The sequence below is a fragment of the Ferruginibacter albus genome (assembly GCF_020042285.1).
Classification (GTDB): domain Bacteria; phylum Bacteroidota; class Bacteroidia; order Chitinophagales; family Chitinophagaceae; genus Ferruginibacter; species Ferruginibacter albus.
Window position 1 is genome coordinate 3659656 of record NZ_CP083388.1, and the last position, 26237, is coordinate 3685892.

At 37.9% G+C, this 26237-nt stretch carries 18 protein-coding genes; 8 read left to right on the plus strand and 10 right to left on the minus strand.

Going from position 1 to position 26237, the window contains the following annotated elements; all coding sequences use genetic code 11:
* Nucleotides 1-2 precede the first annotated feature (2 nt).
* Complete coding sequence (locus tag K9M53_RS15630) at nucleotides 3-881, plus strand: glycosyltransferase family 2 protein (RefSeq protein WP_224016662.1); 879 nt, start codon at nucleotides 3-5, stop codon at nucleotides 879-881.
* Between the two features lie 77 nt (nucleotides 882-958).
* Here K9M53_RS15630 and recA read toward each other — a convergent pair whose 3' ends face one another.
* Complete coding sequence (gene recA / locus K9M53_RS15635; RefSeq protein ID WP_224016663.1) at nucleotides 959-1960, minus strand: recombinase RecA; 1002 nt, start codon at nucleotides 1958-1960, stop codon at nucleotides 959-961.
* 231 nt (nucleotides 1961-2191) lie between these two features.
* Between recA and K9M53_RS15640 the strand changes: the two genes are divergently transcribed.
* Entirely contained in the window at nucleotides 2192-2635 is a 444-nt protein-coding gene (locus K9M53_RS15640) for a hypothetical protein (RefSeq protein ID WP_224016665.1), read from the plus strand.
* Between the two features lie 135 nt (nucleotides 2636-2770).
* On the opposite strand, the gene metF is transcribed toward K9M53_RS15640, so the two are convergent.
* Nucleotides 2771-3724 (minus strand): methylenetetrahydrofolate reductase [NAD(P)H], encoded by a 954-nt coding sequence (metF, locus tag K9M53_RS15645; RefSeq protein WP_224016666.1) that lies wholly within the window; start codon nucleotides 3722-3724, stop codon nucleotides 2771-2773.
* Nucleotides 3725-3829: 105 nt separating this feature from the next.
* Between metF and lptB the strand changes: the two genes are divergently transcribed.
* The 4 genes from lptB (at nucleotide 3830) to lysS (ending at nucleotide 8686) form a co-directional block, all read left to right on the plus strand.
* Entirely contained in the window at nucleotides 3830-4594 is a 765-nt protein-coding gene (gene lptB / locus K9M53_RS15650) for an LPS export ABC transporter ATP-binding protein (protein WP_224016667.1), read from the plus strand.
* 66 nt (nucleotides 4595-4660) lie between these two features.
* Nucleotides 4661-6178, plus strand: a complete 1518-nt coding sequence (locus tag K9M53_RS15655) for a GH3 auxin-responsive promoter family protein (protein ID WP_224016668.1) — start codon at nucleotides 4661-4663, stop codon at nucleotides 6176-6178.
* Nucleotides 6179-6251: 73 nt separating this feature from the next.
* Nucleotides 6252-7007 (plus strand): 3-oxoacyl-[acyl-carrier-protein] reductase, encoded by a 756-nt coding sequence (gene fabG / locus K9M53_RS15660; RefSeq protein WP_224016670.1) that lies wholly within the window; start codon nucleotides 6252-6254, stop codon nucleotides 7005-7007.
* A gap of 155 nt (nucleotides 7008-7162) precedes the next feature.
* A complete protein-coding gene (gene lysS / locus K9M53_RS15665; protein ID WP_224016672.1) occupies nucleotides 7163-8686 on the plus strand; it encodes a lysine--tRNA ligase in 1524 nt (507 codons plus the stop codon).
* Between the two features lie 2 nt (nucleotides 8687-8688).
* Here lysS and K9M53_RS15670 read toward each other — a convergent pair whose 3' ends face one another.
* The 3 genes from K9M53_RS15670 to K9M53_RS15680 all read right to left on the minus strand — a co-directional run bounded on the left by K9M53_RS15670 (nucleotide 8689) and on the right by K9M53_RS15680 (nucleotide 12322).
* Entirely contained in the window at nucleotides 8689-10098 is a 1410-nt protein-coding gene (locus tag K9M53_RS15670; protein WP_224016674.1) for a hypothetical protein, read from the minus strand.
* Nucleotides 10099-10227: 129 nt separating this feature from the next.
* A complete protein-coding gene (locus tag K9M53_RS15675) occupies nucleotides 10228-11205 on the minus strand; it encodes a hypothetical protein (RefSeq protein WP_224016676.1) in 978 nt (325 codons plus the stop codon).
* Nucleotides 11206-11833: 628 nt separating this feature from the next.
* The gene (locus tag K9M53_RS15680) at nucleotides 11834-12322 is read right to left on the minus strand and encodes a hypothetical protein (RefSeq protein WP_224016677.1); all 489 of its coding nucleotides are present in this window, start codon (nucleotides 12320-12322) and stop codon (nucleotides 11834-11836) included.
* Nucleotides 12323-13084: 762 nt separating this feature from the next.
* Between K9M53_RS15680 and K9M53_RS15685 the strand changes: the two genes are divergently transcribed.
* Nucleotides 13085-15841, plus strand: a complete 2757-nt coding sequence (locus K9M53_RS15685; RefSeq protein ID WP_224016679.1) for a DUF7619 domain-containing protein — start codon at nucleotides 13085-13087, stop codon at nucleotides 15839-15841.
* 87 nt (nucleotides 15842-15928) lie between these two features.
* On the opposite strand, the gene K9M53_RS15690 is transcribed toward K9M53_RS15685, so the two are convergent.
* Entirely contained in the window at nucleotides 15929-18508 is a 2580-nt protein-coding gene (locus tag K9M53_RS15690; protein ID WP_224016681.1) for a hypothetical protein, read from the minus strand.
* A gap of 287 nt (nucleotides 18509-18795) precedes the next feature.
* Here K9M53_RS15690 and K9M53_RS15695 point away from each other — a divergent pair, with 287 nt between their 5' ends.
* Nucleotides 18796-20181 (plus strand): hypothetical protein, encoded by a 1386-nt coding sequence (locus K9M53_RS15695; protein WP_224016683.1) that lies wholly within the window; start codon nucleotides 18796-18798, stop codon nucleotides 20179-20181.
* Between the two features lie 217 nt (nucleotides 20182-20398).
* Here K9M53_RS15695 and K9M53_RS15700 read toward each other — a convergent pair whose 3' ends face one another.
* From K9M53_RS15700 to K9M53_RS15715, 4 genes are all read right to left on the minus strand, one after another.
* Nucleotides 20399-23494, minus strand: a complete 3096-nt coding sequence (locus K9M53_RS15700) for a T9SS type A sorting domain-containing protein (RefSeq protein ID WP_224016685.1) — start codon at nucleotides 23492-23494, stop codon at nucleotides 20399-20401.
* A 143-nt stretch (nucleotides 23495-23637) separates the two neighbouring features.
* Nucleotides 23638-25464, minus strand: coding sequence for a T9SS type A sorting domain-containing protein (locus K9M53_RS15705; protein ID WP_224016687.1), 1827 nt, complete (start codon nucleotides 25462-25464; stop codon nucleotides 23638-23640).
* 22 nt (nucleotides 25465-25486) lie between these two features.
* Nucleotides 25487-25738, minus strand: a complete 252-nt coding sequence (locus K9M53_RS15710) for a hypothetical protein (RefSeq protein ID WP_224016689.1) — start codon at nucleotides 25736-25738, stop codon at nucleotides 25487-25489.
* A 22-nt stretch (nucleotides 25739-25760) separates the two neighbouring features.
* On the minus strand, nucleotides 25761-26024 hold the full coding sequence (locus tag K9M53_RS15715; RefSeq protein WP_224016691.1) for a hypothetical protein: 264 nt from the start codon (nucleotides 26022-26024) through the stop codon (nucleotides 25761-25763).
* Between the last annotated feature and the right edge of the window lie 213 nt (nucleotides 26025-26237).

The following is a 26237-nucleotide window of genomic DNA, read 5'->3' on the forward strand; positions in this document are numbered from 1 at the left end:
ATTTGCGGCTATCGATCATCATAGTAAACTATAACGTAAAGTTTTTTTTAGAGGATTGCCTTAATTCTGTACTAAAAGCATCTGCAAATATTACTACAGAAATTTTTGTGGTAGATAATAATTCTACCGATGGAAGCAAAGAGTTCTTTGCTAATAGATTTTCTTCTGTAAAATTTTTATGGAATAATCAAAATCTCGGTTTCGCAAAAGCCAACAATATTGCATTAAGCCAATGTAGAGGCGAGTATATTTTATTTTTAAATCCCGATACAATTATTCCGGAAGATTGCCTTGATAAATGTTTGACTTTTTGTAACGCTACAAATAATCTTGGCGGATTGGGTGTACATATGGTTGATGGCAACGGAAAATTTTTAAAAGAAAGCAAAAGAGCTTTTCCCGGTTTAGCTACTTCCTTCTATAAGCTGACGGGTTTAGCGGACCTATTTCCTGCTTCTCCAACATTTGCCAAATATTATTTGGGAAATTTAGATGAACATAGCACCCATGAAGTAGATGTTTTAGCTGGTGCTTTTATGATGCATCCTAAAAAAGTATTGGATGAGGTCGGCAGTTTTGATGAACAATTTTTTATGTATGGTGAAGATGTTGACCTTAGCTATCGCATACAAAAAGCAGGATATACAAACTATTATTTTGCCGAAACGAGTATCATTCACTTTAAAGGCGAAAGCACCAAAGCCGGCGATTTAAATTATGTAAAACACTTTTATGGCGCTATGGCAATCTTTGTAAAAAAACATTACAGCGGCAGCCAATACAAATTTTTTGTAGCGCTTATTCAAGCAGCCATTTGGCTTAGAGCAATACCGCTAACAATCGGGAGCTTGTTTAAAAAAATAACAAATTCAAAAAGCTAGCCTTTCCTACTCATACAACAAAAAAACCACCCCTTTCGGAATGGCCCTTTTATTACTAACTAACCCATCACAAAACATTATGCGGCTTGCATTTCTGCAATTTTTGCTCTTATTTTAGCTTCAATTTCCTTACTTAATTCAGGATTATCCAATAATAATTGTTTTACAGCATCTCTTCCTTGTCCTAATTTATTGGTATCATAGCTAAACCAGCTACCGCTTTTTTGAACAATACCTAATTCAACGCCCATATCAATAATTTCACCGGTCTTTGAAACACCTTCTCCAAAAATTATATCAAACTCTGCGCTACGGAATGGCGGAGCCACTTTATTCTTTACCACTTTTACTTTTACGCGGTTACCGATTGCTTCATCGCCATCTTTTATCTGTGCCATTCTGCGAATATCCAGACGTACTGAAGCATAGAATTTCAACGCATTACCACCGGTAGTAGTTTCAGGGTTACCGAACATTACTCCGATCTTTTCACGCAGCTGGTTAATAAAGATGCAGCAGCAATTTGTTTTAGCAATAGTAGCAGTCAGCTTACGCAAAGCCTGGCTCATTAAACGAGCTTGTAAGCCCATTTTACTATCGCCCATTTCACCTTCCAACTCGCTTTTTGGAACCAGCGCCGCAACAGAATCTATTACCACTACATCCAAGGCTCCCGACAATATCAATCTATCTGCAATTTCCAATGCCTGCTCTCCGTAATCCGGTTGGGAGATCAATAAATTATCTATATCAACGCCCAATTTTTGCGCATAAGAGCTGTCAAAAGCATGCTCCGCATCTATAATAGCACACATACCGCCTTTTTTCTGCGCTTCTGCAATTACATGCGTGGCAATGGTTGTTTTACCGCTGCTCTCAGGACCATAAATTTCAATTACGCGTCCTTTGGGCAAACCACCAATTCCCAGCGCCACATCCAACCCTAACGAACCGGTAGAAATTACTTCCTGTTCCAGGTGTGGTTTTTCGCCCATCATCATTACGGAACCCTTACCAAAATCCTTATCAATCTTGTCAATTGTTAGTTTTAATGCTTTTAATTTTTCTGCGTTACTCATGTGTCTAAGTTTTATTAAGTGATGTATCTGGTTTTACGTGTTAAATTTAAATCTTGAGTCAAAGATAATAGGTTTTCTTTATCAACACTAATTTTTTTAGTATTTTTTAGTAAAATTTTTTAGCAATCTAAATATTATAGCATTAACCAATATTAACAAATTGTTACGCAAAAAACACAGGTTGCAAGTATAAAAGTTAAGATGTACCTTTTCATTCTAAAGTAAGCACTTATGAGATGGGTACTAGTAAGCGGTCCAAATGCGGCTCTGCAGGAGTTTCATTTGTTACAAAACGATGAATGCATAGTTGTTTTGAAGTATAATCCTTTGCATCGCTCTGCCAGAGTGATTTCCGGGCAATACCAGCGTTTGTTTTTTATGCAAAGCGCAGGTGCATTAACCGGTAAAAATATTTTCATGAATGAATATGGTTTGGAAGTCGGAAGTCTTACTTCAGAAAAATGGGGGAATAATGGCGGGACACTTATTATTGAGGAAAAGAAGTTTACTTATAAAGTACAAAATTCATCAGAATTAACCGTTTCAGATAGTGCACAACATTCAACTTCCTGTAATCTTAAACCTGAAAGCATTGACAATAACTATTTGTTATTAGGACTTTGCTGGTATTTACATCTTCCTGTTGTAAAAGAAAAGCTGGAATACGCTGCGTAGTTTTTTGAGACAATCATTTTAGCGTCTACTCATCACCGTTGAGTTTGTCCTGAGGAATGAAGGATCACTCACTTATACTGCATATTACTATTGGGCAAGTTAGTAGTATGTCCCTGGCTACAGTTTACAAATATTTTAAAGAACCTCTTTCACTACATTATAAATAACCTTTGGTTTTCCCAACGTATAATAATGTAATACCGGCACGCCAAACTTTTTTAATTCTTTAGATTGTTGAATTAACCATTCCGTTCCGATCTTTTCAACCTCTTCATCAGTTTTAGTTTTTAAAATTGCATTCGACAGATCAGAAGGAATATCTACATGAAATATTTTAGGTAAAATGCTTAATTGCTTTTTATTGGTAATAGGTTTTAATCCCGGAATGATAGGAACATTAATGCCCATTGCTTTACAATCTTTCACAAATTGGAAAAACTTCTGATTATCGAAAAACATCTGTGTCATTATATAATCAGCTCCTGCATCTACTTTTTCTTTTAAGCGGATCAGATCAGTTTGCAGGTTCGGTGCCTCAAAATGTTTTTCAGGATAGCCTGCTGTGCCAATGCAAAAATCAGGCTTGCCGCCATTCTTAATATCTTCTTCCAGGTAAATACCATTCTTTAAATTCATTACCTGCTTGATCAGATCAATTGCATAATTATGGCCATCTGCTTCCGGTTCAAAATGCGCTTCGTTTTTAGCAGCATCGCCACGCAAGGCCAATACATTATTAATGCCTAAAAAATTCAGATCGATCAATGCGTCTTCTGTTTCTCTTTTTGAAAACCCACCGCAAATAAGGTGTGGCACAGCATCGGTTTTATAATGATTCATTATAGCCGCACAAATGGCAACCGTACCCGGGCGTTTACGCACTTCCACTTTATCAAAGCTTCCATCGGCCTTTTTCTTAAACATCGTTTCGCTACGATGGTAAGTAACATTGATAAATGAAGGTTTGAATTCCATTAGCGGATCTAAATGTTCGTAAATGGAGTTGATCGTTTTACCTTTTAATGGCGGAAGGATCTCAAATGAAACCAGCGTGTCTTTAGCCTGCGCAATATGGTCGGTTACTTTCATATTTTTAAATATATACAAACTTAGTCAAGTACTCACTAAAACACAAACTCCGGTTAAATATTGTGTTCTGCAAAGGCTTTTACATGTTTACACTAAATTTGTTCCATGAGTCTTACGATACAAACCAAAGATCTTGTAAAAAAATACGGCAGCCGCACAGTAGTAAACCATGTTTCCTTTAATGTAAAGCAAGGGGAGATCGTTGGTTTATTAGGACCGAATGGTGCCGGCAAAACCACCTCTTTTTACCAGGTAGTGGGTTTGGTTAAGCCGGATGAAGGTGAAGTATATTTAGATGATATCAACATCACTAAAATGCCCATGTATAAAAGGGCACAGATGGGTATTGGTTATTTACCTCAAGAGGCAAGCGTTTTCAGAAAACTAAGTGTAGAAGATAATGTGAAGGCTGTTTTGGAAATGACCAGGCTTAGCAAAGATGAACAAAAAGAAAAACTAGAAACTTTATTAAATGAGTTTCACCTGCAACATGTACGCAAAAACAATGGCGATACATTAAGTGGCGGGGAAAGAAGAAGAACAGAAATTGCCCGCTCGCTGGCAGTTGACCCAAAGTTTGTTTTATTGGATGAACCTTTTGCAGGGGTTGACCCCATTGCAGTAGAAGACATTCAAACCATTGTAGCAAGGTTAAAATATAGAAATATCGGCATACTTATCACCGATCACAATGTAAACGAAACACTCTCCATCTGCGACAGAGCCTATCTTTTAATAGACGGTAAGATCTTTAAACATGGTACTGCCGAAGAATTAGCTGCGGATGAACAGGTAAGAAGCTTATATCTTGGCAGAAACTTTGAGTTAAAACGCAAAGATTATTTGCATGATGAAGCAAGGCAAGCATAACCATTCTTCTCTATGTTGTCTTAACTAATTTTATCATTACGATTCTATTGTGTATTTTGCTACGGTATGAAGTTGCTTTCGCCGGCCATATCGAGATTAGCACGTATGCGCAACTGGCGCATCGAAAATTGGACGAACAATCCAATTGCAGCACAACGTGAGGTTTTGCAACACCTGGTAACAGAAGCGCAATACACAGAGTTTGGTAAAAAACATAATTTCTCCAAATTATTTACTGTCCGGCAATTCAAACAACATGTTCCTATTCATCAGTATGATGATATAAAACCGTACATCCAACGGATGATGAATGGCGAGAATAATATTTTGTGGAATACACCCATAACCTGGTTTGCGAAATCATCCGGAACGACCAGCGATAAAAGCAAGTTTATACCTGTGAGTGAAGAAAGCTTACAGGACAATCACTACCAGGCATCCAAAGATGTATTGACTACTTACTACAAAAATTTTCCATCCAGCGACTTATTAACAGGTAAAGGATTGGTGGTCGGCGGTTCTCATCAAATAAGCAAGGTGAACGAAGAAATTCAGTATGGTGACCTAAGCGCTGTGCTGATGCAGAACTCTCCTTTCTGGGGACAATGGTTGCGTACACCGGAATTAAGCGTTGCCTTATTAGATGAATGGGAAAACAAAATTGAAAAGCTGGCGCAATCAACAGCGGAAGAAAACGTAACCTCTTTAGCCGGCGTTCCCACCTGGACCTTATTATTATTAAAACGGATTTTAGAAATAAAAGGCAAAACAACTATTAAAGAAGTTTGGCCAAACCTTGAATTATATATTCATGGTGGTGTTTCGTTTGTTCCTTACCGTGAACAGTTTGACAAGATCATCGGGGCTCCTATAAACTATTTGGAAATATACAATGCCAGTGAAGGCTTCTTTGCAGGACAAGATCTCCCGGATAACGATGGCATGTTGTTATTTACCGAGCATGGAATTTTTTACGAATTCATGCCGATAGAAGAATACGGAAAACCAGACCCTAAAACAATTGGTTTAGACAAAGTAGAGATAGGCAATAATTATGCATTAGTGATCAGTACTACCGGTGGATTGTGGAGATATTTGGTGGGAGATACCATTCAATTCACTTCCTTAAATCCATACCGCATAAAAGTATCCGGCAGGTTAAAGCATTATATCAATGCTTTTGGCGAAGAAGTAATTATTGATAATTCGGATAAAGCCATTGCAGTTGCTGCTGAAAAAACAAATGCCATCATTACGGATTATACAGCGGCGCCCGTTTATTTTAGCGAAGGTAGCAATGGCGCCCACGAATGGTTAATTGAATTTGAAAAAGAACCGGCAGACCTTCAACAATTCACTATTGAACTTGATAATGAATTGAAAGCGATCAACAGCGATTATGAAGCAAAGCGTTATAAAGATATTGCGTTGAGGCTGCCTATTGTTCATCAATTAGCTAAAGGAACTTTTAAAGAATGGCTGCGCAGCAAAGGCAAATTAGGCGGCCAACATAAAGTGCCAAGATTGAGTAATGAAAGAAAATTACTGGAAGAAATCATTGCATTTTCAAAAAAAGTACAATAGAAAACAAAACGTACAAGAGAGTGACACAAGGATGTTGATTTCTGTACATTTGCCGACAACATAAAAATAAACAATGAAATTACTAGAAGGAAAAACAGCTCTGATAACCGGTGCTGCCCGTGGTATTGGCGAAGGCATCGCCATAAAATTTGCTGAGCATGGTGCGGATGTTGCATTTACATATGTAAGTGCCGGCAGCGCCGACAAAGCAAAAGCATTGGAAGATAAATTGACAGCGTTAGGCGTAAAAGCAAAAGCCTATCAAAGCAATGCGGCTGATTATGCAGCCAGCGAAACATTGGTGAACGATATATTAAAAGAGTTTGGTAAAATAGATATTGCCGTAAACAATGCCGGCATCAGCAAAGACAATTTAATGTTGCGCCTTACTCCCGAACAATGGCAGGAAGTAATTAATGTAAACCTGAATAGTGTATTTAATATAACCAAGCAGGTTATCCGCCCGATGATGAAAGCAAAAAGCGGAAGCATCATTAATATGAGCTCTATCATTGGCGAGATCGGTAATGCCGGGCAGGCAAGCTATGCCGCATCAAAAGCCGGTGTGATTGGTTTTACAAAAAGCATTGCTAAAGAATTAGGAAGCAGAAATATTCGTTGCAACGCCATTGCCCCCGGCTTTGTTGAAACGGATATGACCAGCTATTTAAAAGAAGGCGAAGCAGCCGACAAATACAAAGCAGGTATTCCTTTAGGCAGATTTGGTTCTGCTGAAGATATTGCGAACGTTACGCTGTTTTTAGCAAGCGACTTGAGTAGTTATGTAACCGGACAGGTTATCAGTGCCTGCGGTGGTTTAAATATTTAATTGTGCATCGCCGGGCATTGCCTTTCGCAATGCCCGGCGGTTTTTATTTGTATAGGGCAGAAGCATACTTAACAGGTGCACCACACTTTAACCTTACACTACCTTTCACTATTGCCCATTCACCTCTATCTTTGCAAAAATTTTAAAAAGCCTTTATGAGTTCACATTTGTCCGAACAGGAAATTATTCGCAGGGGAAAATTAGATGAATTAAACAAACTGGGAATTGATGCCTATCCTGCTGCATTATACCCGGTAAATACCTCCGCATTGTTCATCAAACAAAACTATAAAGGCGAAGAAAACAAAGAACAATTTGCAGAGGTATGTATTGCCGGCCGTATCATGAGCATCCGCGATATGGGTAAGGCCAATTTTGCCGTGATACAGGACGCTTCAGGAAAGATACAGGTGTACATTAAGCAAGATGACATCTGCCCAACAGACGATAAAACATTGTATCAAACCGTTTGGAAAAAATTATTAGATATTGGTGATATTATCGGCATTAAAGGATATGTATTTACTACTAAAACAGGCGAAACCTCTATTCATGTAAAAGAGTTTTCGTTGCTGGCAAAATCCTTGCACCCGTTACCGGTGGTAAAAGAAAAAGATGGCGAAGCGTTTGACGAAGTAACCGATCCTGAGTTTCGCTATCGTCAACGCTATGCAGACTTAATTGTAAATCCCGGAGTAAAAGAAGTTTTTGTAAAGCGTTCAAAAATGATAAACGCTATCCGTGATTTTTTAAATGAACACAATGCATTGGAAGTTGATACGCCTGTTCTGCAAAGTATTCCCGGTGGTGCAGCCGCACGCCCGTTCATTACACATCACAATGCATTGGACATACCGATGTATTTGCGTATTGCCAATGAACTTTATTTAAAACGTTTGATCGTTGGCGGTTTTGAATGGGTGTATGAATTCAGTCGCAACTTCCGCAATGAAGGAATGGACCGAACGCACAATCCTGAATTTACTGTACTGGAATTTTATGTAGCGTATAAAGATTATGAATGGATGATGGATACGACGGAACAGCTGTTAGAGAGAACTGCCATTGCTACCAACGGCACAACCGTTATAACATCAGGAGATAAAGAAATTGATTTTAAAGCTCCGTATAAAAGGATCTCGATCTTAGAGGCTATTAAAGAACATACCGGTTTCGATCTTTCCGAAATGGATGAAGCCGAAACAAGAAGTGCTTGCCAACAACTAGGCATACACGCAGATGCAAAATGGGGTAAAGGAAAATTGATCGATGAGATCTTTGGCGAAAAATGTGAGCATCATTATATACAACCAACATTTATTACCGATTACCCCGTAGAGATGAGCCCGCTTACTAAAAAGCATCGCAGCAAACCCGGCTTGGTAGAGCGTTTTGAGTTGATCGTAAATGGTAAAGAAATTGCCAATGCCTACAGTGAATTAAATGACCCGATCGATCAGCGTGAACGTTTTGAAGACCAGGTAAAATTAATGGAACGTGGAGATGATGAAGCGATGTTCATTGATCATGACTTTTTACGTGCCTTAGAATATGGCATGCCGCCAACTGCCGGTATTGGTTTTGGAATAGACCGGTTGTGTATGTTGCTCGTAAACCAGCCTTCTATACAGGATGTGTTGCTCTTTCCGCAAATGCGCCCGGAGAAGCGAGAAGAGTAAATCTATTCTTCTCCTTCCTTTCGTCGCCTTAAAGTGATCGCAGCATTTTTTTCCAGATCACCGGAGAAACGGACCTCGTATCTTTTTTTACCATCTTTTAATATCAATACACCGGTATTAGGTGGTATGCTTCCCAAATTTTCCGCGTACATCACAATTTGCATGGAGTCGCCAACTTCATTTGTATAAATAGTTTTAGTAACCGGGTTGGTGCTCAACCCTTCTTTACCCATAATAACAACTCCGTTCAATAATACACTTACGGTATCACCATCTACATAACCATTATCGTATAAAGTAATGGTTACACTATCCGATGTAAAGTATAGTGTTTGAATATTTTCAATAGTGCGTTTAGCAATGTCCTTTGCCGAGCCGGCAGGAACAAAAACAGGTGGTGGCTTTGGCACAGGCGGTTTTGCAACAACGGGGGGTGGAGTAACCGTAGGTGCCGGCTTTGCAATTACCGGTTGCGGTTTGGGTGCTACGGGCGCCGGTTTTTGTACAACAGGCGGTGCTTGCGGTTTTGATATAACTGTTGGCTTGGGTTGTGGAGTGGCGGGCTTAGCTGCCGGTGGTGCCGGTTTGTTTACGGCTACCGTTTTATCTGCTTTTACAACAGTTGTTTTTGCTGTAGTATCAACAGGTTTTACAGCGGGCTTATTTATTACGATCGCTTTTTGTTTTTGGGTAGTATCTACTTTTTTAATGATCGGTTCAGGTTTTGAAATAACGGTAGTGGGCGGAGCAACGGCTTCTTCTTTGGGTTTTACTATAGCAATTGCTGTTGTATCTTTTTTCTCAACAGGCGGCGGTGCTATTGCTTTTACTTCAGGTAATTTTTTTTGCTGAACCAATAATTGCCCGGTGTCAGTTTTAGGTATATCATTATCCACTACTTCAACTTTATCATTCATTTTCTTTTTTGTTTTAAAAGAGAATGGGGTGGCTAAATTAAGCTCCAGCAATTTGGCGTATAATTTTGAAGTGTCCGGGTTATCTGTTTTTTGCAAAGCGATCTGTCCGCCGATAGGCTTTAGATCCATTACCCGTTTTACCGTAAAAGAGCCGCTCAACTTTTTGCCATCATCTTTAAAAGAAAACTCATCTACCTGTTTTATTTTTTTGGCTCCTTCATCTTTATACGTGTCATACACCAGGGTTTTATCTTCTGTAATTATTTTACCGTCGTCTTCACTGATAGATAATTTTTTAAGCGCAACTTCTTCTGAATTTTTTATAGGAAAGCTGATATAAGAGTACGCCACTATTTTTCCGCTGTCTTGAAAAAATGCCACTTCATACGGAAGCTTTTGTTGTGAGGTTGATAAAACGCCTGTCCATATACCAATAAGCTCCTGTGCAAAAACAAAAGAAGGGAGCAATAATAAAGTAAGTAAAAGTATTCTCATGAATTACATGTTAGCAGCTTAAAGATAAAGATATTGCTGCTGCTGTATAAATTTTTTAAAGCTGCTAACTAAAAAAGCTACCTCTGTTTAGAAGTAGCTTTTTTCAGTTTTATGGATATTAAATATCTTTTATCCGAAGATGCCGCCTTTCTTTAATTCTTTTGTTCCTTCTCCAATTTTAAATCCGTTTTGATAGATCTGGATAGTGTAACTTCCTTCCTGGAATTGAGAGCTTGGCTTAAACGCAAACTCTACATTTTTCTTCTTAGCTGTTTCAATATCAACTGTTACTTTAGCTGAATAAGGTTTATCCCCTTCTTCACGTGTTGTAAAGGTTGATGCAGCGGAAGAATCCTGAATAACAGGTTTTCCGTCAGGACCAATAACACAAACATATACATCTGTTGCACCTGTCTGAGCAATGCGGTTGTCAACGTCGAAAGAGATCACCATTTTATCTACACGTTTAGCAGTAGTGGTTACTTTTTCTTTTCCGCTTCCTTTAATTTTTACGGGTGTAATAGAAATATTGGACGCATTCAATGTAGAAGCAACATCTACTTTGTTGCTAAGCGCTTTATTGGAGCTGTCTGATGTAGCCAGATCCTGCGTTAATTTGTCTTTTGCCTGCGTTAAGGTGGCCTTGTCTTGCGTTAGCATTTGGTTATCCTGGGTTAACTGTGCAATTTGATTTTGCATATCAGTTATTTTTCCATTCAAGTCGGCGATCAATGATTTTGCTTTGTTCAATTCTGCAGCTGTAGCATTTTTCTTATTTAAGATGCTGCGGATTTCTGCTTTTGTTTTATCAATTTCCTGGTTGCTTTCTGCCAACTTTGTTTGCAGGGTATTGCTGAAATTGGTCATTGAATCCAGACGTACCAACGATGCGTCAAAGCTTTTTTGTAAATCACTTTTCTCATCGGTTACTTTCGCAATTTGGCTTTGCTGAGTTTGAATTGTTTCACCGGACCTGTTTTTATCTACAATCAAATATCCTCCTACAAGAATAAGCGCTGCAGTTAATATTCCGATGATCACATTTTTTCCTTTTTGTTGTGATGGCTGATTTTCGGAGCCTGGCACTGAATATTCTGATGTACTCATAGTAATTAAATTTTTTGTTTAAAAATGTTAACGAACACTATATTTCCACAACCGTGCCACAGCGTTTTAAAAAAAAGTTAAAGCGATTTTATTCTATAGTAAAAGAAGAGTTATAATAAGGATAAGGGAATTTTATCTACAATTTGGGTAATGGTATAAATCCAAAAGTGTTGTAAAAGAGGGTTGTAATAGTATAAACCTACTGGCGTCTAATCTGTGACAAGTTCATCCGAGTTCCAATCTATTTTTAAATCGTTTACTAAATCTAAAAACTCTGAAAGATTCAGCTTTTAACTCCACCAATGCAGTAAAAAACTTCAGTCGCAGAGCACCAAACTCCGATCTTTCAAAGCTTTTACTACAACATCAAATAAAAAACTGCAGATTGACAGTTCGTAACTCCAACTTTGTAGCCTTTAGCTCTGATCATTCAGTAAAAGTGTTTCGGTAATCAGTTTAATAACTGTGGCTTTGGAGTAAAAGCTTCGTTGGCAGGGTTGTTAAAAGTGAGTTTGCGGTAATTAGCTAAGAGGTGCAAGTTGTTTGCATAGTTCAGGAGGTTTTAAAGCAAAAGAAAGAGCCACCCAACAGCGGTGACTCTTATTTCTAATTCAAACAACATGTATTTTTAAGAACCGGCAGTAACATCTCCTGCTTTACTCCTGTTACCACCCGGATACCGTTTCTTTAATTCTTCGTGAATAGTGCGGGCATTACGGGCACCATGGCTTTCACCTAATACTACATTGCTGTAGTAAGCACGGGCAGCATAAAATGCTTCGCTGCCGGCAAGCATAGCAATATCGGCCAAGCTATTAGCTAATGTATGTCCAAGGTTTGCCAATGGAGTAACATTAACTGCGTTGTTCACATCAATATCAAAATCTTGTGAAACAATAAAGGCGGGTAAAAACTGGGGGTCGCTTTTATTGTAATCATTTGCTTTGGTTACAAAGGCAACCGACTTGTCGCCCATCTTTGTCATAGATTGTCGCTCATCAGGGTTTAACGGAGTAAGAAAAGGGGCTATCGCTTGTGAGGCCTGCGTTAATAGCGAATTTATCTGGTTAATTACATCGATAGGAATTAGCTTGTACGATCTGTTTTCATTTGGCATAACAAATAATTTAGTAGTTAAAAAGTAATTTATACTACTAGTCTACGCCTTTATTTTTTTCTAAAAAATAGTCCTCTGCCAATTATTGATCTATGTCATTATAAACTTATAGTCCTCTGATAATATCTGGCCGGTCCTCTTAATGCTTTCTAATTCTTCTTATTAAAATAATTTTTATCTTGTAGCCCTACCATATGAATATAGATAAATTAGAAAACCGCAGTCGCACTTATATAATTGCCATAGTAAGTTTATGTATAGTGAATATCCTTTTAATGCGACTTGGGGTAAAGAATCGTTTTTTGAATTGGTTGTTATTTCTGCCTTGTAGTCTTATTTGGATTGCCGCATTGGTTCACTACTTTTATATAATCTATTTTTCAGTTAAAGAACGAGTCTCGTTGTTCTCACTAAAGGCATTTACAATATTAGTTTTAGTGTTGTTTACCTTTTTGTTCTTTTGTATAATTCTTTTTTTCTGCTTTGTAAACGGTCTTCGTGGATTGAGCTTTTAACTTATAGTACTGCGGGATTTATAGTGCCTTTTTTAATTGCCCCTGTTTTATTTGAGAATTGCCTTTTGACAAGTCGCTTAATGATTACTTAACAACCAACCTGCCAATACTTTTATTATAATATTAAATAAATTATATACATTAGAGTGTTGCTTCAATTGTCAACCCAGGCGGTTCCGTTTAATATCCTATCAAAGATTCGTATCAGTTTTCTTTACTAATTCTTACACAACAAAACATTTGCTTTATGAAAAAGCTTTTACCCTTATTGGCATGCCTTACTTTTTTAAGTATGAACAGTAAGGCGCAGTATGTCGACATCAATGATTTTGGTTTCAGGTATTTTTTGGAAGAAAAATATCCGTCCTGTCTTAATAATGACCTTATGCTGGATACTACCTGTATCGCTACAATAGCAGATTCACTAATTATTGACATGGAGTTCAGAGATATAGTTGAATCTTTGGACGGACTTCAATATTTTAAGTCATTAAAGTATTTAGATTTTTCAAATTGTACTAACTTAACTACTATACCGGCTTTTCCTTCCTCATTACAGTATTTGGATTTATCACAATGCCCTAACCTGGTTATAATACCGTCTCTTCCATCTTCCTTACAACACCTGAACTTATCAAATGCTTCTAAACAGCTTGCTATACCGGCTTTCCCCTCTTCATTAAAATATTTGGATTGCAGTTACAATGCAATAAATTTTTTAGACATCTTACCCGATTCGTTAGAGTATTTAAATTGCTCTAATCAATCTGGTTATTATTTTGACCCTTATTTGGGTGAAGGCATTTATAGGACATTATCCTCTCTACCCACCTTACCTAAAACATTAAAGTATTTAGATTGCTCCGTTAATGCTATGGAGCATTTGCCCCAATTACCCGATTCTTTAATCTATCTGGATTGTTCCGGACAAGATTCTCTCATCAGTTTACCTGCTCTCCCTGCTAAACTGGAGTATTTAATTTGTGCAGGTAATTATAAGCTTGGTAATTATTTGGGAGGGCAAGGTCCTGGTTTACCTGCTTTACCTAACTCATTAACTCATCTTAACTGTTTTGGAGACAATTTAACACCCTTGCCGACGTTGCCTAATAATTTAAAAACGCTTGTTTGCGGAGGTAATCTCTTTACTAAGTTATCAGCGTTACCTAACTCATTGGATAGTTTAGATTGTTCAAATGGAGCACGGTTGTTTACCAGTTTACCTCAATTACCGAATACTCTTAAGTATTTAATTGTAGACAATAATAATAACCTTACCTGTCTGCCTCGATTACCTGATTCATTAAAGGTGTTAAGTTGCTCTTATACCAATATCAGCTGTCTGCCTAATCGCCCACAGCATTTAACCGGCACATTTACTTCAACTATTTGCAATCCTGCAAACAATACCTATCACTGCCAGCAATTTCCTTCAATAACAGGAACCGTTTTTTACGATAATAATAGCAATGGTATAAAAGATGCCAACGAATTTTTTGCATCCAATATAAAGCTGCAGCTGTCTAATAGCTTGTATACATTTACAGATAATAATGGAAGCTTTGCTGTAACTACCGGCAACTTAGGTCAATATAAGCTTACAACAATTTCCCCTTACTATTACAAACCAATGCCCGACAGCAGCTCTTATACATTTACCAGCTACGATACAAGCGTATCTACCAGCATTGCTTTACAACCAATAGCCAATGTGGATAGCCTGCATATTGCTATTGGTTCTTATTTTGAAGCAAGGCCCGGCTTCCCTTTTTACTATAAAGTAAATTATATCAATACCGGAAGCACAACATTATCGCCCGATATTTCCATCGATTATAATGCACAACTACTTACGTTTGATTCAAGCTCTAATTCATTAATAACAGGAACAGGAAGTCCGCTTCATTTGCACATAGCAAATTTGAAAGCAGGAGAGCAGGGTAGTTTTATTGTTTACTTTACAGTAAATACTTTTGCTTCATCCGGCACACATTTTAATGGAACGGCTTCCATTAGTACCAATGCAATAAATTTAACCAACAGTATATCAAATGTAATTGTTGCTTCTCTTGATCCTAATGATAAACAAGCTACTCCGCAGCTTACTCCGCACGAAGTGTCTATAGGTAAACCAATAAACTATACCATACATTTTCAAAATATCGGTGATGCATCTGCTGTTAATATTTATATTGTAGATACGCTCAGCAGCTTGCTTGACGCTAATAGCTTACAGGTGAATAGCAGTTCTCATTTATGTAAAACAACCATCAATGGAAACCTGGTAACATTTGAGTTCTCTAATATATTCTTACCCGGGTCATACAACGAACCTGCCAGTCATGGTTTTGTTAGCTTTAGCGTAAAACCACAATCAACGCTAAGCTCCGGATCCATTGATAATACAGCCGCTATTTATTTCGATTATAATTCTCCGGTAGTTACCAATACTGCTAGCACCTTAATATCAGATGGAACGGTTCCGTTACAGCTTTTATCTTTCTCCGGATCCATGCAAACTGTTTCCAATACTGTTTTATTAAGATGGAATACAGCCAATGAATTCAATACAAATTATTTTACTGTTGAGCAAAGCGCTGATCGCATGCATTTTACTGAAATTAAAAATCTAACCGCAAAAGGAATAGGTGATAATAGTTATAATTACAGTGTACCCGCTAAAGATGCGGTGATGTATTATCGTATTAAGATAACAGATAAAGATGGACATTATATTTATTCAAACATTGTTGAAATAAAATACATAGCAGATAACAATGATCTTATAGTGCTAAACAATCCTGTAACCAATACACTCTTTATAAAAACCAATGCATATTCCTTGATAAATACAAAAGCAGTTATCGTTACCAGTAAAGGAGAGGAAGTAAAAAGGATCATTTTACAACAAGGCATTCAACGAATAAATGTAAACGAATTGGCCGCAGGGGTTTATTATATTAAAGCCGGAACGGGAATTAAAAAAATAATAATCAACCATTAGTATTAAAAACTTAAAAACAAAACAGCCTTACAAAATTTGTAAGGCTGTTTGCTATATTATCAATTCAATTAAAACTGATGTTGAACGTTAGTTACTTCCTGCAACAGTTAATTTAAATCCGGTTGATACCTGAACAGTTATGCCCGGAGAAGTAGCTAACGATCTGCAGGTTGCCATCGATGATACTACCGGGTAATTAGGTGCCGGCGCAGCAATATATACATCCGTGTTGGCATCAGGTACTTTGCCTGTGCTCCAGTTGGAAGGATTTTCCCATGCTGTGCTTACGGTCCCCGTCCAGTTAGATGCTTTTATACTGGCGGTATTTTTTGAAATAAAGAAATTGCTGAAGCCGGTAACTTTTATCTCAATATAATAGCCACCGGTAACAGCCGCCCATGATAATGGCGCTACCGTTTGTTCGCCCGCTACAACGCTGTAAGTGCTTCCCGAGCCCGTGCCCGGTTGTTTTATTACAGCAAGGTCTGCGGGTGTTGTTATAGAAGGGTCTGCTGTTTTCAACGCATTGAATTCTGCCGTAGTAAAAAACAAACGAACAGTAATAGTAGCGCTTCCATTAGGATTGTTAGCAGGAGTGATGGTATAGCTTCTGTCAAGGTAAGCCTTACCGCTAGTAGTGCGAATGCCACTTGTATTTTCATATACTTTCACCGTTACACTACCTAAATTGTAATTATCAGAAATATCAACTGCAGGAGAATAGCCTGCATCGCCATACGGGCCATAGGCATCAAAAGTAGTGAGTGTATTAGTAGTGCCGAAAAGAACGGCAGTAGTAATTACAGGACCATAAGGATTGGGCATGCTTCTTACTCTTTTATAAGGTGGCTTATAGTCTGTCTTATTCAGATCATCTAAATGCCGTACATATATATCGTATCCTGTGGTTCCGTTGTTGCGGGTGTCTGTCCATGCGATCAAACCTGTGCCATTGACAGGGTCTAATGAAACAACCGGGGTGATCACATCATAATAACCACTCCAAACACCGGTACCAATGGTTTCACCCATGGCACCCCACGCCAATTGCGTTCCGCTGAGAACAGGACTAACACGAACAGGTCCGGTAGAACCATCATATTCTTTTACATAAAACAAAGCATTGCCATTTTTATTTACACAGATCTGCGGCGGAGAACTATAACTTCCTTGTCCTATTACAGTTCCTTGCTTTAACCCTGTTTTATAGATCACCGCAAAAGAATCGGCTGTTTGTTTTTCTATTGCCAGTCGTTGCAGGTTTACAAAGCCGCCCGAAGATTGTACAGCTGTTGCATAGACCTGGTTGCTGCCGCCACTTAAACCAAAGTCGTAATTAAAAGGAGAGGGCAATATGGTATCGCGGAAAAAAGTAAGCTTGTTTAGTGAACCGGGCTCTACTGTATTATAGCCGGGATAATTAGGATTGGTATTGGATGTTCTTTGATAAGGAATGCTATCATAGATCTCATCTTTTATTACATATCCTTCAACAAAAGGATCAGAAACACTGGTTATATACGTTCTTTTCCAGCTTGCTAAAAAAGCAACATTGATATTACCGGTTGTAGTTACGGTAACACCTTTAGGATAATCAAGATCGTATAATGTAGGGCCACCATCCACTTCCAAAAATCCATTTTGAACTAAGCGGTATTGAGTTACGGTATATACATTTGAACTACTTCCGCAGCTGATGGTTTGATGATCTGTTTTTAAATAGTACAACCGATATACATTTCCTTTTGTATAATAATCTGCGCCGGCAACAGGATTATATTTATCATCCAATGAATATTCAACAGCCGTAGATGTTTTTTTAGCACGCCATAATTTATTATAACCAAGCATAGGACCTTGCCCGTTTACATTCAACTGCATTACCACATTACAGCCACCCTGCCAATCGCTGAAAATATTATAATCTTTTACTTCCGCATCGGGATAATTTAAATACGTATAATTGCCACAAGGTGATGTTGCTGTTACCTGTACGGCATTCTCATTCATCTGTCCGCCGCCATAGCTTTGCAAGGTTCCGCTCACCTCTTTATAACAATAAAGAAATACGCTGTTAGGAGTGCCCACTACAGGTGCTGCTCCAATAAAGGAATAAAAGAAACCACCTGCACCATCAGCGATCAATTGAGGAGAGATATTCAGGTTGGCTGTTGTAGAGCTTTTAATGATATAACCCGGTCCGCCAAAAACAGTAGTGCCATTGCTTTTTACATGTTGCAAACAGGCACGCTGGTAAACATAATTGGTAACACTGTCATCTGCATATGCTATAAAAAAACCATTGGCACTGTCGGTAGCGGCATAAGAACGATTGCGATAGTCTTGCCCCTGGTAAGTATAATGCTGGCTGTTAGCACTTGTTGATACAGGTATCCCATTAGCTGCCCATAACGCAACTCCATTCTTACTATACTTCTGCGCAAATACAACGGTCTTGCTATTGTTATGGTCATTGCGACTGTCCTGCCATATTACAAAATACCCGCTATCCGGGTAGCTGCGTACAATAATGGGAGAGCTTTGGTTGTAAGAAGCATTGGTGGTCTGCATGTGCAGGCTATCGGTAAATAGATTGGTAGTATCGCTCCACTGTGCAGCAACGTGTAAACTGATAAAAAAGAGGAATGACGTAAAAGTAAGTTTCATGTGCTTTTATATTGATAAGTTGGTATGATAACCCAAAGGAATATTCCTAATAGGTATTAAAGAATGTGATCAACGGCTAATAAGAAGGGACTAATGCAAGATCTTAAACAGGATGGAGGAGATGTCTTATACTACGAAAGTACAGTTTTCGGCAATCTTGGTGAAAGAGATGTTTTGTAAACGATTTGTTAATAGGATAGGAGCTTTTATAACATACGCTTGTTGTGAAAAAAGGCATATAAAAGTTTATACTAATAAATAAAAAATCGAATTTTACAGAAAACCACATGATGAAACATACATTACTTTTTTTATTTACTGTAATAAGCATACATATACATGCACAGAATGTCGGCATTGGTACATTAACTCCCAACACAAAATTTTCGGTATTAAATGAAGGCTTTGGAATAGAGCATACCAATGGAACTGTTAGTCTTAAAACATATGTGTTTGGTACTAAGCTGGCGCAGATAGGAACATTCAGCAATCATCCTTTTCAGCTAATGGCAAATAATGGTAGCGGACAGTTTATCTTAATGCCGAATGGTGTGGTTGGTATTGGTATAGCAAACAGTACTCCTACTTTAGCAGGGTTGGTAGTAGATAAATCCGTTGGTGCTGTTTATGGACTTTTTGGCAGCGATACAACAGGTGTTGCCATTGAAAGTAATTTTCCGGGTATTGGTTTTAATAGCTACTATAGTAGCGGCAGAAAATTTATTGCCGAAGGATATGGTGGCGGCATCGGCTTTAATCCGTTAACAGGAGGTGTTACATTCTATAGTTCCACTACAAGCGGGGTTGCAAAAACCGCCGGAACGTTTAATACGATTTTTAGCTTATCAAAAGATGGTTCAGAAAAGATCAGCGGTACTGATGCCGGATATATTTTCGCAGATCGTAATGATGCCGCTTATGGCGGCTGGAATTGGTATGCCAGTGATGGGAAAGCTAAACTTTATAGATATACGTTAGGTGGAGATATATTAACTATAGATTCTTTGGGAAGAATGGGTATCGGCACTACAGCTCCATCAGGCAAGCTGGATGTAGCCGGTACCACACGTACGCAAGGACTTTCCTCTTCTACCTCAAGCGGTACATTTGCAATTTCGGGGAATTCTCAAAATGGAGATGCAGTTTACGGCGCTGCATCCGGCACAGGTGCAGGAGGTGAATTTACATCGGCAAGCGGCGCCGCATTGGTTACCGACCTGGGAAATGCCGGTATCGGCACTTCCACTCCATCTTCAAGGCTGCAGGTAGCAGGTTCAATGTCTTTGCCAATTAAAGTTATAACTGCAGCGTATACACCAACCAGTAGCGACTATACTATTATCGTTGATCTGAAATCAGACTCCACTAAAAACATTACCGTTTCCTTGCCGGAAGCATCCAACTGTACAGGAAGAATATACAGGATCGTTGGTAGAAATATTCCTTATGTACATTATCCAACCAGTACCGGTTATGCAATTGTAAAACCATTGAACAGTTCCAATTACTTTTACATTCTTCATCCTAATGCATTCAATGCGATCTTTCCGCAAAGTAATATCAGAACTTTAAATGAGGGTAATTCTAACATAACAGAAACGTTTACTGTTGTACAATCAGATGGCACCGACTGGAATGAGATAGAAGATGATGAGACCCAGATATATTTTTAAAGTATAGTATAAAAAATAAAGTCGTCTAATTAGACGACTTTATTTTTTATCTCTCTCCAATTGTTTTTATATCATTTTTTATTTCTATCCTTGTTGGGATGGTTATAAAATGATAAACATTATTACTCTTTAATTATTTTTTTATTTACTGTATGTATGCCATCAAAAACACTCAGCAAATAAACTCCGGGAAGGAACGATTTTGTTTGAATCTTTATTAATGAATTACGGAATAATTTCCTTCACTCATTTTTCTGCCGGTAATATCTGTTATAACGGCATGGATATTTTTAATGCTGGAATTTGCATTGATATATAAAATCTCTTTTACGGGGTTTGGATAAACAGTTAATATATATTGCGAGAATTGAAAACTGACTTTAGCGATGTCACTGTATGTGTATTCTCCATTGTTATCAATACTCTTCAGGCGATAATAATTAGTTCCGCTATAAGGATATTCATCTATAAATGAATAGCTATTATCATTCGAAGCATTTACAAGAGCTATCTTAGTAAATGTAATTCCATCGGTGCTACGTTCAATAGTATATTCTTTTAAATTTATCTCTGCAGTGGTTTGCCAGCTAATCAAAACATTTTTTTCTTTTGCCTGCGCAGTAAATGACAGTAGCTTTATTGGTACTGGCGTACAGATGATTTGATTCGAAGCAATTACGTTTACCTTGAAAGAAAAATTTACTGAGTCGCCATATCCGTCATTTGCAATAACCGAAATAATAGAGACACCAGTTTGGTTAGCTGAGCTTGTATAAGTGATAGTGTAAGTACTGTCTGTATGTGTTATTAAAATATTCTGTTTCGGAATCAATGCTGTATTGCTGCTGGCAATGCGAAACAGCATACTGTCATTATCTGCGTCGCTTAACGTAAAATTAGTTGTATGAGGTGCTTCATTGGTACAAACAGTTAAAGTACCCGGTGTGTTTGACAAGAGGGGAGCCTGGTTGGGAATTACTTCCACTAACTGTGTATAAAAGTTGGGAGCGGTGCAACTTTTATTCCAATTGCCGGGGTTTGTAGGTATTTCCCTTATCCAATAAGAAGTATCCAAAACGGGATCATAGGCATAAAGATCCAACACGGTTAAATTAGTAGCAGATGCAAAATAAATTTTCCCTTCGCTATAGGTTGGATTTCCAAAACAACGATAAGCAAGCTGACTGCATTTTTTTAGAACATTTGTTGCAGGGTTCCACTTAAATAAAACACTATAAGGCGACGGACCGCTACCATAATTAGAAGTAATGCCATAAAATTCATTGCCAGCCAATGTTAAACTGCCATAAGGCACAAAACCACCAATGCTATCTAATATTACTTTTCGTACAGCAACACGGGTTGTTGTATCCCACTCATATATCATAGCCCCCTTCCCGTATCCTGTACCGCCGCTCATTGTCATGCCATAAAATTTTCCATTATAATAGCTTATCCCATTTGCGTTAAATGGATTTCCTTCTACTGCTTTTATTATCGCCCTATCTTTAAAACTATCAATAATTGGATCGTATTCTTTTACTGTTCCGGAAGCTAAAATTTTTGTTGCTGTATCTGTATAAGATTCGGGTTGTATGGTATAAAGTTTATTGTTATAATTAATAAATGTTGCGCCCGGGTAAACATTTAGCCCCTGCCTTACATCATTATAACTAATATTTTGATAGAGATTACTTACAGGATCCCACGAATAGATCTCTCCGTAAGATCTGTTATTGGTCCAGCCACTGGCAAAGGTTTGCGTATTACCTACACCAATGCTGCCTTTAAAAGATCTTCCCCTGCTATTGATGCCGTAAAATTTTCCATTACAATAAGTAAGCGAAGTGGTTGGCTGTAAACCTGTTTTATATCCGTCAAATTCAAAACGGGTTTGGTATTGGTGTGTGGTTAGATCATATTCGAAAATAGTTCCGTTATGATTATAACCACCGGTAGCGGTTACACCAAATAGCTTATTGTTTAATTTAGTTAAATACGTATTGGGATACAATCCATCTGCGGCGCCCATGTGCACGGCACTTACAAACTGGTTTGAATCCGGCAAAAATTTAAAGATGCAACCGGTATACGTTACTCCGGCAGAAGAATAAGTACCTAGCAGCATATTTCCACTTACTAAAAACGATTCGTACGATTCGGCAGCCGGTGTAGTTAATCCTACATCGCAAACAGGATATCCTGAAGAGTTATTAAAAAAATAATCAGAAAAAACATTGGTGGCCGGATCATAAGAAAATATTGCACCTGCACTATTGCCATTTGAAGTTACTCCCCAAAAAATATTTCCTTTCAGCGTTAAAGATCCTAAAGGATATACCGTACGTATATTGCCTAATTGCGGGTAGTATACAAAACCCATGTCTAACTTTTTTGTGTAAGTATTTGATGTAGGGTTGTATTGAAAAATTACTCCGTAGTTATGTGTACCGCCATCATAAGTAGTGGCATATAAATTATTATTATAGAAAGATAAAAAGCCCAACGGATGTGAGCCATTTGTACCGGTAAAATCAACTTTTTTAGTAACGGTGTTTGTTACGTAATCCCATTCGTAAAGCGTACCCATATTGCTACTTCCACCTGCATTGCACATAGCATATAGCTTGCCGTTGAAAGGAACCAGCTTCCCAACAGGATTGCTTCCTTTTGTACTATCAAAATCAAACTTTTTTGTATAGGTATTTGATGTAACATCCCATTCAAACAGAACGCCTTTATTGTATTGTCCTCCTGTGTGGGTAAAGCCGTAAAATTTATTTCCTATTAATGTTAATGTTCCATCGGGATTGCTTCCGCTGGCATTATCAAGATCAATTTTTTTAGTGTACACGTTATTGCTATAATCCCACTCATAAATAACACCAGCATTATTTGTTCCTCCCAAATTTGTTATGCCGTAAAATTTATGATCGTATTCGATCATTTCTCCCCTGGCATCATTCCCATCGATGCCTGTAAAATGATAAGGCTCAGTATACTCGTTTGTAGCAGAATCCCACACAAAGATCACCCCTGCGTTATAATTTCCTCCGGACGTAGTAGTACCATAATATTTACCATTACCCGGGGCAACTATTTTGCATTTTGGAGTTGCTCCCTGTACTTTCCTTTCAAAGCTATAGTCTGTTGTGAAAATATTAGTGCCGGGTGTATAATGAAAGATAGAACCTAAATAATTGTTTCCGCCAAATGTTGTTACGCCATACAATTGTGCAGCATGTGGCGATTGGGCAATTAAGGTGGAAGAAAACAAAAAGGAAATGAATAATAAAAAATAAAGTTTGAGCATAATTTATATTGGTGAAGTATACTTAAAAAGCCAAGATATACTTGCATTTACTTTCAGGTATATCTTTAAATATACACTTGAATTATGTTCTTGAGCTGATAAAGTTTAAGCCTTCAATTTTAAAACCCGGTTTTAATAGTGTTTTACTCTTTGCTGAACTTATAGCTTTTGTTCTCAATTGTAATAAAGTAAATTCCTTTTGCTAAGCTACTAATATCAAAATCCCTTTCAGGCGTGTTTATCCAATTTTTAATTGTTGCGCCGCTTTCATTAGTAAGTTTAATGTTGTTGGTTGAATTTATCAAACCGGTTATATGTACTGAATTGCTTGCAGGATTTGGGAATATTGTAATGAAACTAGTCGTACAATAGTTCTTTACAGAAACAATTGAGGAATATTCAAAACTTCCGTCAATATCAATTTGCTTTAATCGAAAATAGGTTTGTCCGTATATTAAATTGTTACAATTAAAATTATAGACCAGTCCATTATTATTGGTTGCTTTAGCTGCTTCGAAACCAACTTTATAAAAAGTGTGGCCGTCTGTACTTTGTTCTATGTCAAAACCTTTGTTGTTTATTTCTTGTGCTGTCTTCCAATTTAATAATGCAACATTGCAGCTTTGGGCAATAGCCGTAAAGGAAATCAGTTGTACTGGAGTTACAACATCCGGCGCAAGTTTTACTATCCAGTAATCGTAGCCGCTGGCATTGGGCAATGAAACATTTAAATGAAAACCCGTTACATCGTCATCGTTTACTTTTTGAGCAACAGTTGAACCCACTACTACATAACCACCATCAGTAGTTTGCTTAACGTCGTAAGCATAATCCAGATAACTGCTACCCATTGTTTTTTGCCATTGTACTTTCCCTGTGTCACTTATTTTTACCACCCAATAATCAGGGATAACCCCACTGGTATTACTATAAGCCCCGGCTGTACCATGATAACCACTCGCATCTCCATCGTTTGAATTAGTGATACCTGCAATGATATAACCACCGTCAGTAGTTTGTTCAATACTATTTGCCTGATCTACATAGGAACCTCCTAATGCTTTATTCCATTGCAGCTCACCCATACTGTCTAATTTTATTACCCATGCATCAGAGCTGCCTCCATGGTACCCTGTAACATCGCCGGATTGCGTATAGCCTGCAACGATATAGCCGCCATCACGGGTTTGTTTAACACTATTGGCAACATCGGGTCCGCTGCCCCCATAAAACTTCCACCATTGTTGATAGCCAAGGCTATCTATTTTTAAAATACTAAACTGGCCCAACAAGGCACCTGCAATAATATACCCGCCATCGGAGGCTTGTTGCACGCTGTAATTGAAATTGCCTCCCTGGTAATGGTGCCATTGTATTTCGCCGGTGGAAGATAGCTTTACAATATTGCCGCCATTTACAAAATCACCATCACCCGAATTGCTAACCCCAGCAACAATGTACCCACCATCCAAGGTTTGCGCTACGCTATAGGCTTCATCAAATCCTGTTCCCCCCAATGTTTTCTGCCATTGCAGCTCACCGATGCTGTCTATTTTTACAACCCAATAATCTTCCCATAGCGGATTCTGTAGATTACGGTGAAACCCGGTTACCTGTCCATCGCTAGAAAGTGTAGAGCCTGCAATAATATAACCACCATCGGTTGTTTGTTGAATGCTGTAGGCTATATCATCATAACTGCCGCCATAGCATTGTTGCCATTGAATTACACCTGCAAACGATAATTTTACTACCCAGAAATCGTCGCCGCCATGATTGCCTGTTACATCGTCTTCATTATAATTGGCGTAACCGGCTACTATACATCCGCCGTCTTTTGTTGGTTGGGTGGAGTATGCCCTTTCCGCCCAGCTGCTTCCGAATGTTTTTTTCCATTGTATGGCAGGAGCTTGACTATTAGCAAAATCAAAACAAAGAGATGTGAAAAAAAGCAGTAGTAGGTTTTTCATGTTAGATTTATATATGGATTAACTATTCTTCATCAAGAATATTCCAAACAGTATTGATAGATGGGCTATTGGGGTCTTTGGATGAAATTTTTTCTTTAGTGGTTTCAGAGGGTTTAATTTCCTCTATTTCAAAATGATCTATTTTGGCGTTCTTTAAATCATCATCAGAAATTATATCATTCTGATTTTTCAAATGCTCATGTACTCTTTGTGTAGTACCCTCATCGAGTGAGTCGCTTTTGCTTTCTTCGTCTTTTTTGTTTTTTGGATCCATCACTAATTATTTATTTGTAACACTAATTCAGGCTTGAGTTTTTATCTCTTACAACGTAAAATGAGAATTTTTTTCCTGTTCTCCCAATTGCCTTTAGAATTTCAGCATTGATCTCCTGAAGCGAAACATTCCCTGATTTGCTCAATACTATTTTGGATGGGTGTTTCAATTTATCAGCATTGATATTTTCATTTTTAAAAGAGGACCTTAAAAGTTCTTTATTTAAGCTGGAAAAGTCTTCCAGGTTTCCGTTTTCCATTTCAATGTGAGTAATATACTTTGGCATCTTTAATACGTTGTTTAGATATTCATTTCAATAGCCGCAAATATAGAGCCCATATTTAGCGAAGGCTGTTAATTTGATTGTGATAAACATTAATTAATATGTGATCTCTATTTCAGCCTGCATTTGAAGAAATAAGTGAGTAGAAGATGAGCAATTTAAGTCTCCTCCTCATGATGTATCCTTTATTAAGAAAAAGAAAACTTAAGAGTTCGA

Excerpts from the sequence above, each read along its gene's own strand:
- K9M53_RS15700 (WP_224016685.1), bottom strand. The coding sequence starts at position 23,494 with ATGCTCAAACTTTATTTTTTATTATTCATTTCCTTTTTGTTTTCTTCC.
- K9M53_RS15680 (WP_224016677.1), bottom strand. The coding sequence starts at position 12,322 with ATGCCAAATGAAAACAGATCGTACAAGCTAATTCCTATCGATGTAATT.
- K9M53_RS15685 (WP_224016679.1), top strand. The coding sequence starts at position 13,085 with ATGAAAAAGCTTTTACCCTTATTGGCATGCCTTACTTTTTTAAGTATG.
- fabG (WP_224016670.1), top strand. The coding sequence starts at position 6,252 with ATGAAATTACTAGAAGGAAAAACAGCTCTGATAACCGGTGCTGCCCGT.
- K9M53_RS15695 (WP_224016683.1), top strand. The coding sequence starts at position 18,796 with ATGATGAAACATACATTACTTTTTTTATTTACTGTAATAAGCATACAT.
- K9M53_RS15705 (WP_224016687.1), bottom strand. The coding sequence starts at position 25,464 with ATGAAAAACCTACTACTGCTTTTTTTCACATCTCTTTGTTTTGATTTT.
- lptB (WP_224016667.1), top strand. The coding sequence starts at position 3,830 with ATGAGTCTTACGATACAAACCAAAGATCTTGTAAAAAAATACGGCAGC.
- K9M53_RS15690 (WP_224016681.1), bottom strand. The coding sequence starts at position 18,508 with ATGAAACTTACTTTTACGTCATTCCTCTTTTTTATCAGTTTACACGTT.
- lysS (WP_224016672.1), top strand. The coding sequence starts at position 7,163 with ATGAGTTCACATTTGTCCGAACAGGAAATTATTCGCAGGGGAAAATTA.
- K9M53_RS15710 (WP_224016689.1), bottom strand. The coding sequence starts at position 25,738 with ATGGATCCAAAAAACAAAAAAGACGAAGAAAGCAAAAGCGACTCACTC.
- metF (WP_224016666.1), bottom strand. The coding sequence starts at position 3,724 with ATGAAAGTAACCGACCATATTGCGCAGGCTAAAGACACGCTGGTTTCA.
- K9M53_RS15640 (WP_224016665.1), top strand. The coding sequence starts at position 2,192 with ATGAGATGGGTACTAGTAAGCGGTCCAAATGCGGCTCTGCAGGAGTTT.
- K9M53_RS15715 (WP_224016691.1), bottom strand. The coding sequence starts at position 26,024 with ATGCCAAAGTATATTACTCACATTGAAATGGAAAACGGAAACCTGGAA.
- K9M53_RS15655 (WP_224016668.1), top strand. The coding sequence starts at position 4,661 with ATGAAGTTGCTTTCGCCGGCCATATCGAGATTAGCACGTATGCGCAAC.
- K9M53_RS15670 (WP_224016674.1), bottom strand. The coding sequence starts at position 10,098 with ATGAGAATACTTTTACTTACTTTATTATTGCTCCCTTCTTTTGTTTTT.
- K9M53_RS15675 (WP_224016676.1), bottom strand. The coding sequence starts at position 11,205 with ATGAGTACATCAGAATATTCAGTGCCAGGCTCCGAAAATCAGCCATCA.
- recA (WP_224016663.1), bottom strand. The coding sequence starts at position 1,960 with ATGAGTAACGCAGAAAAATTAAAAGCATTAAAACTAACAATTGACAAG.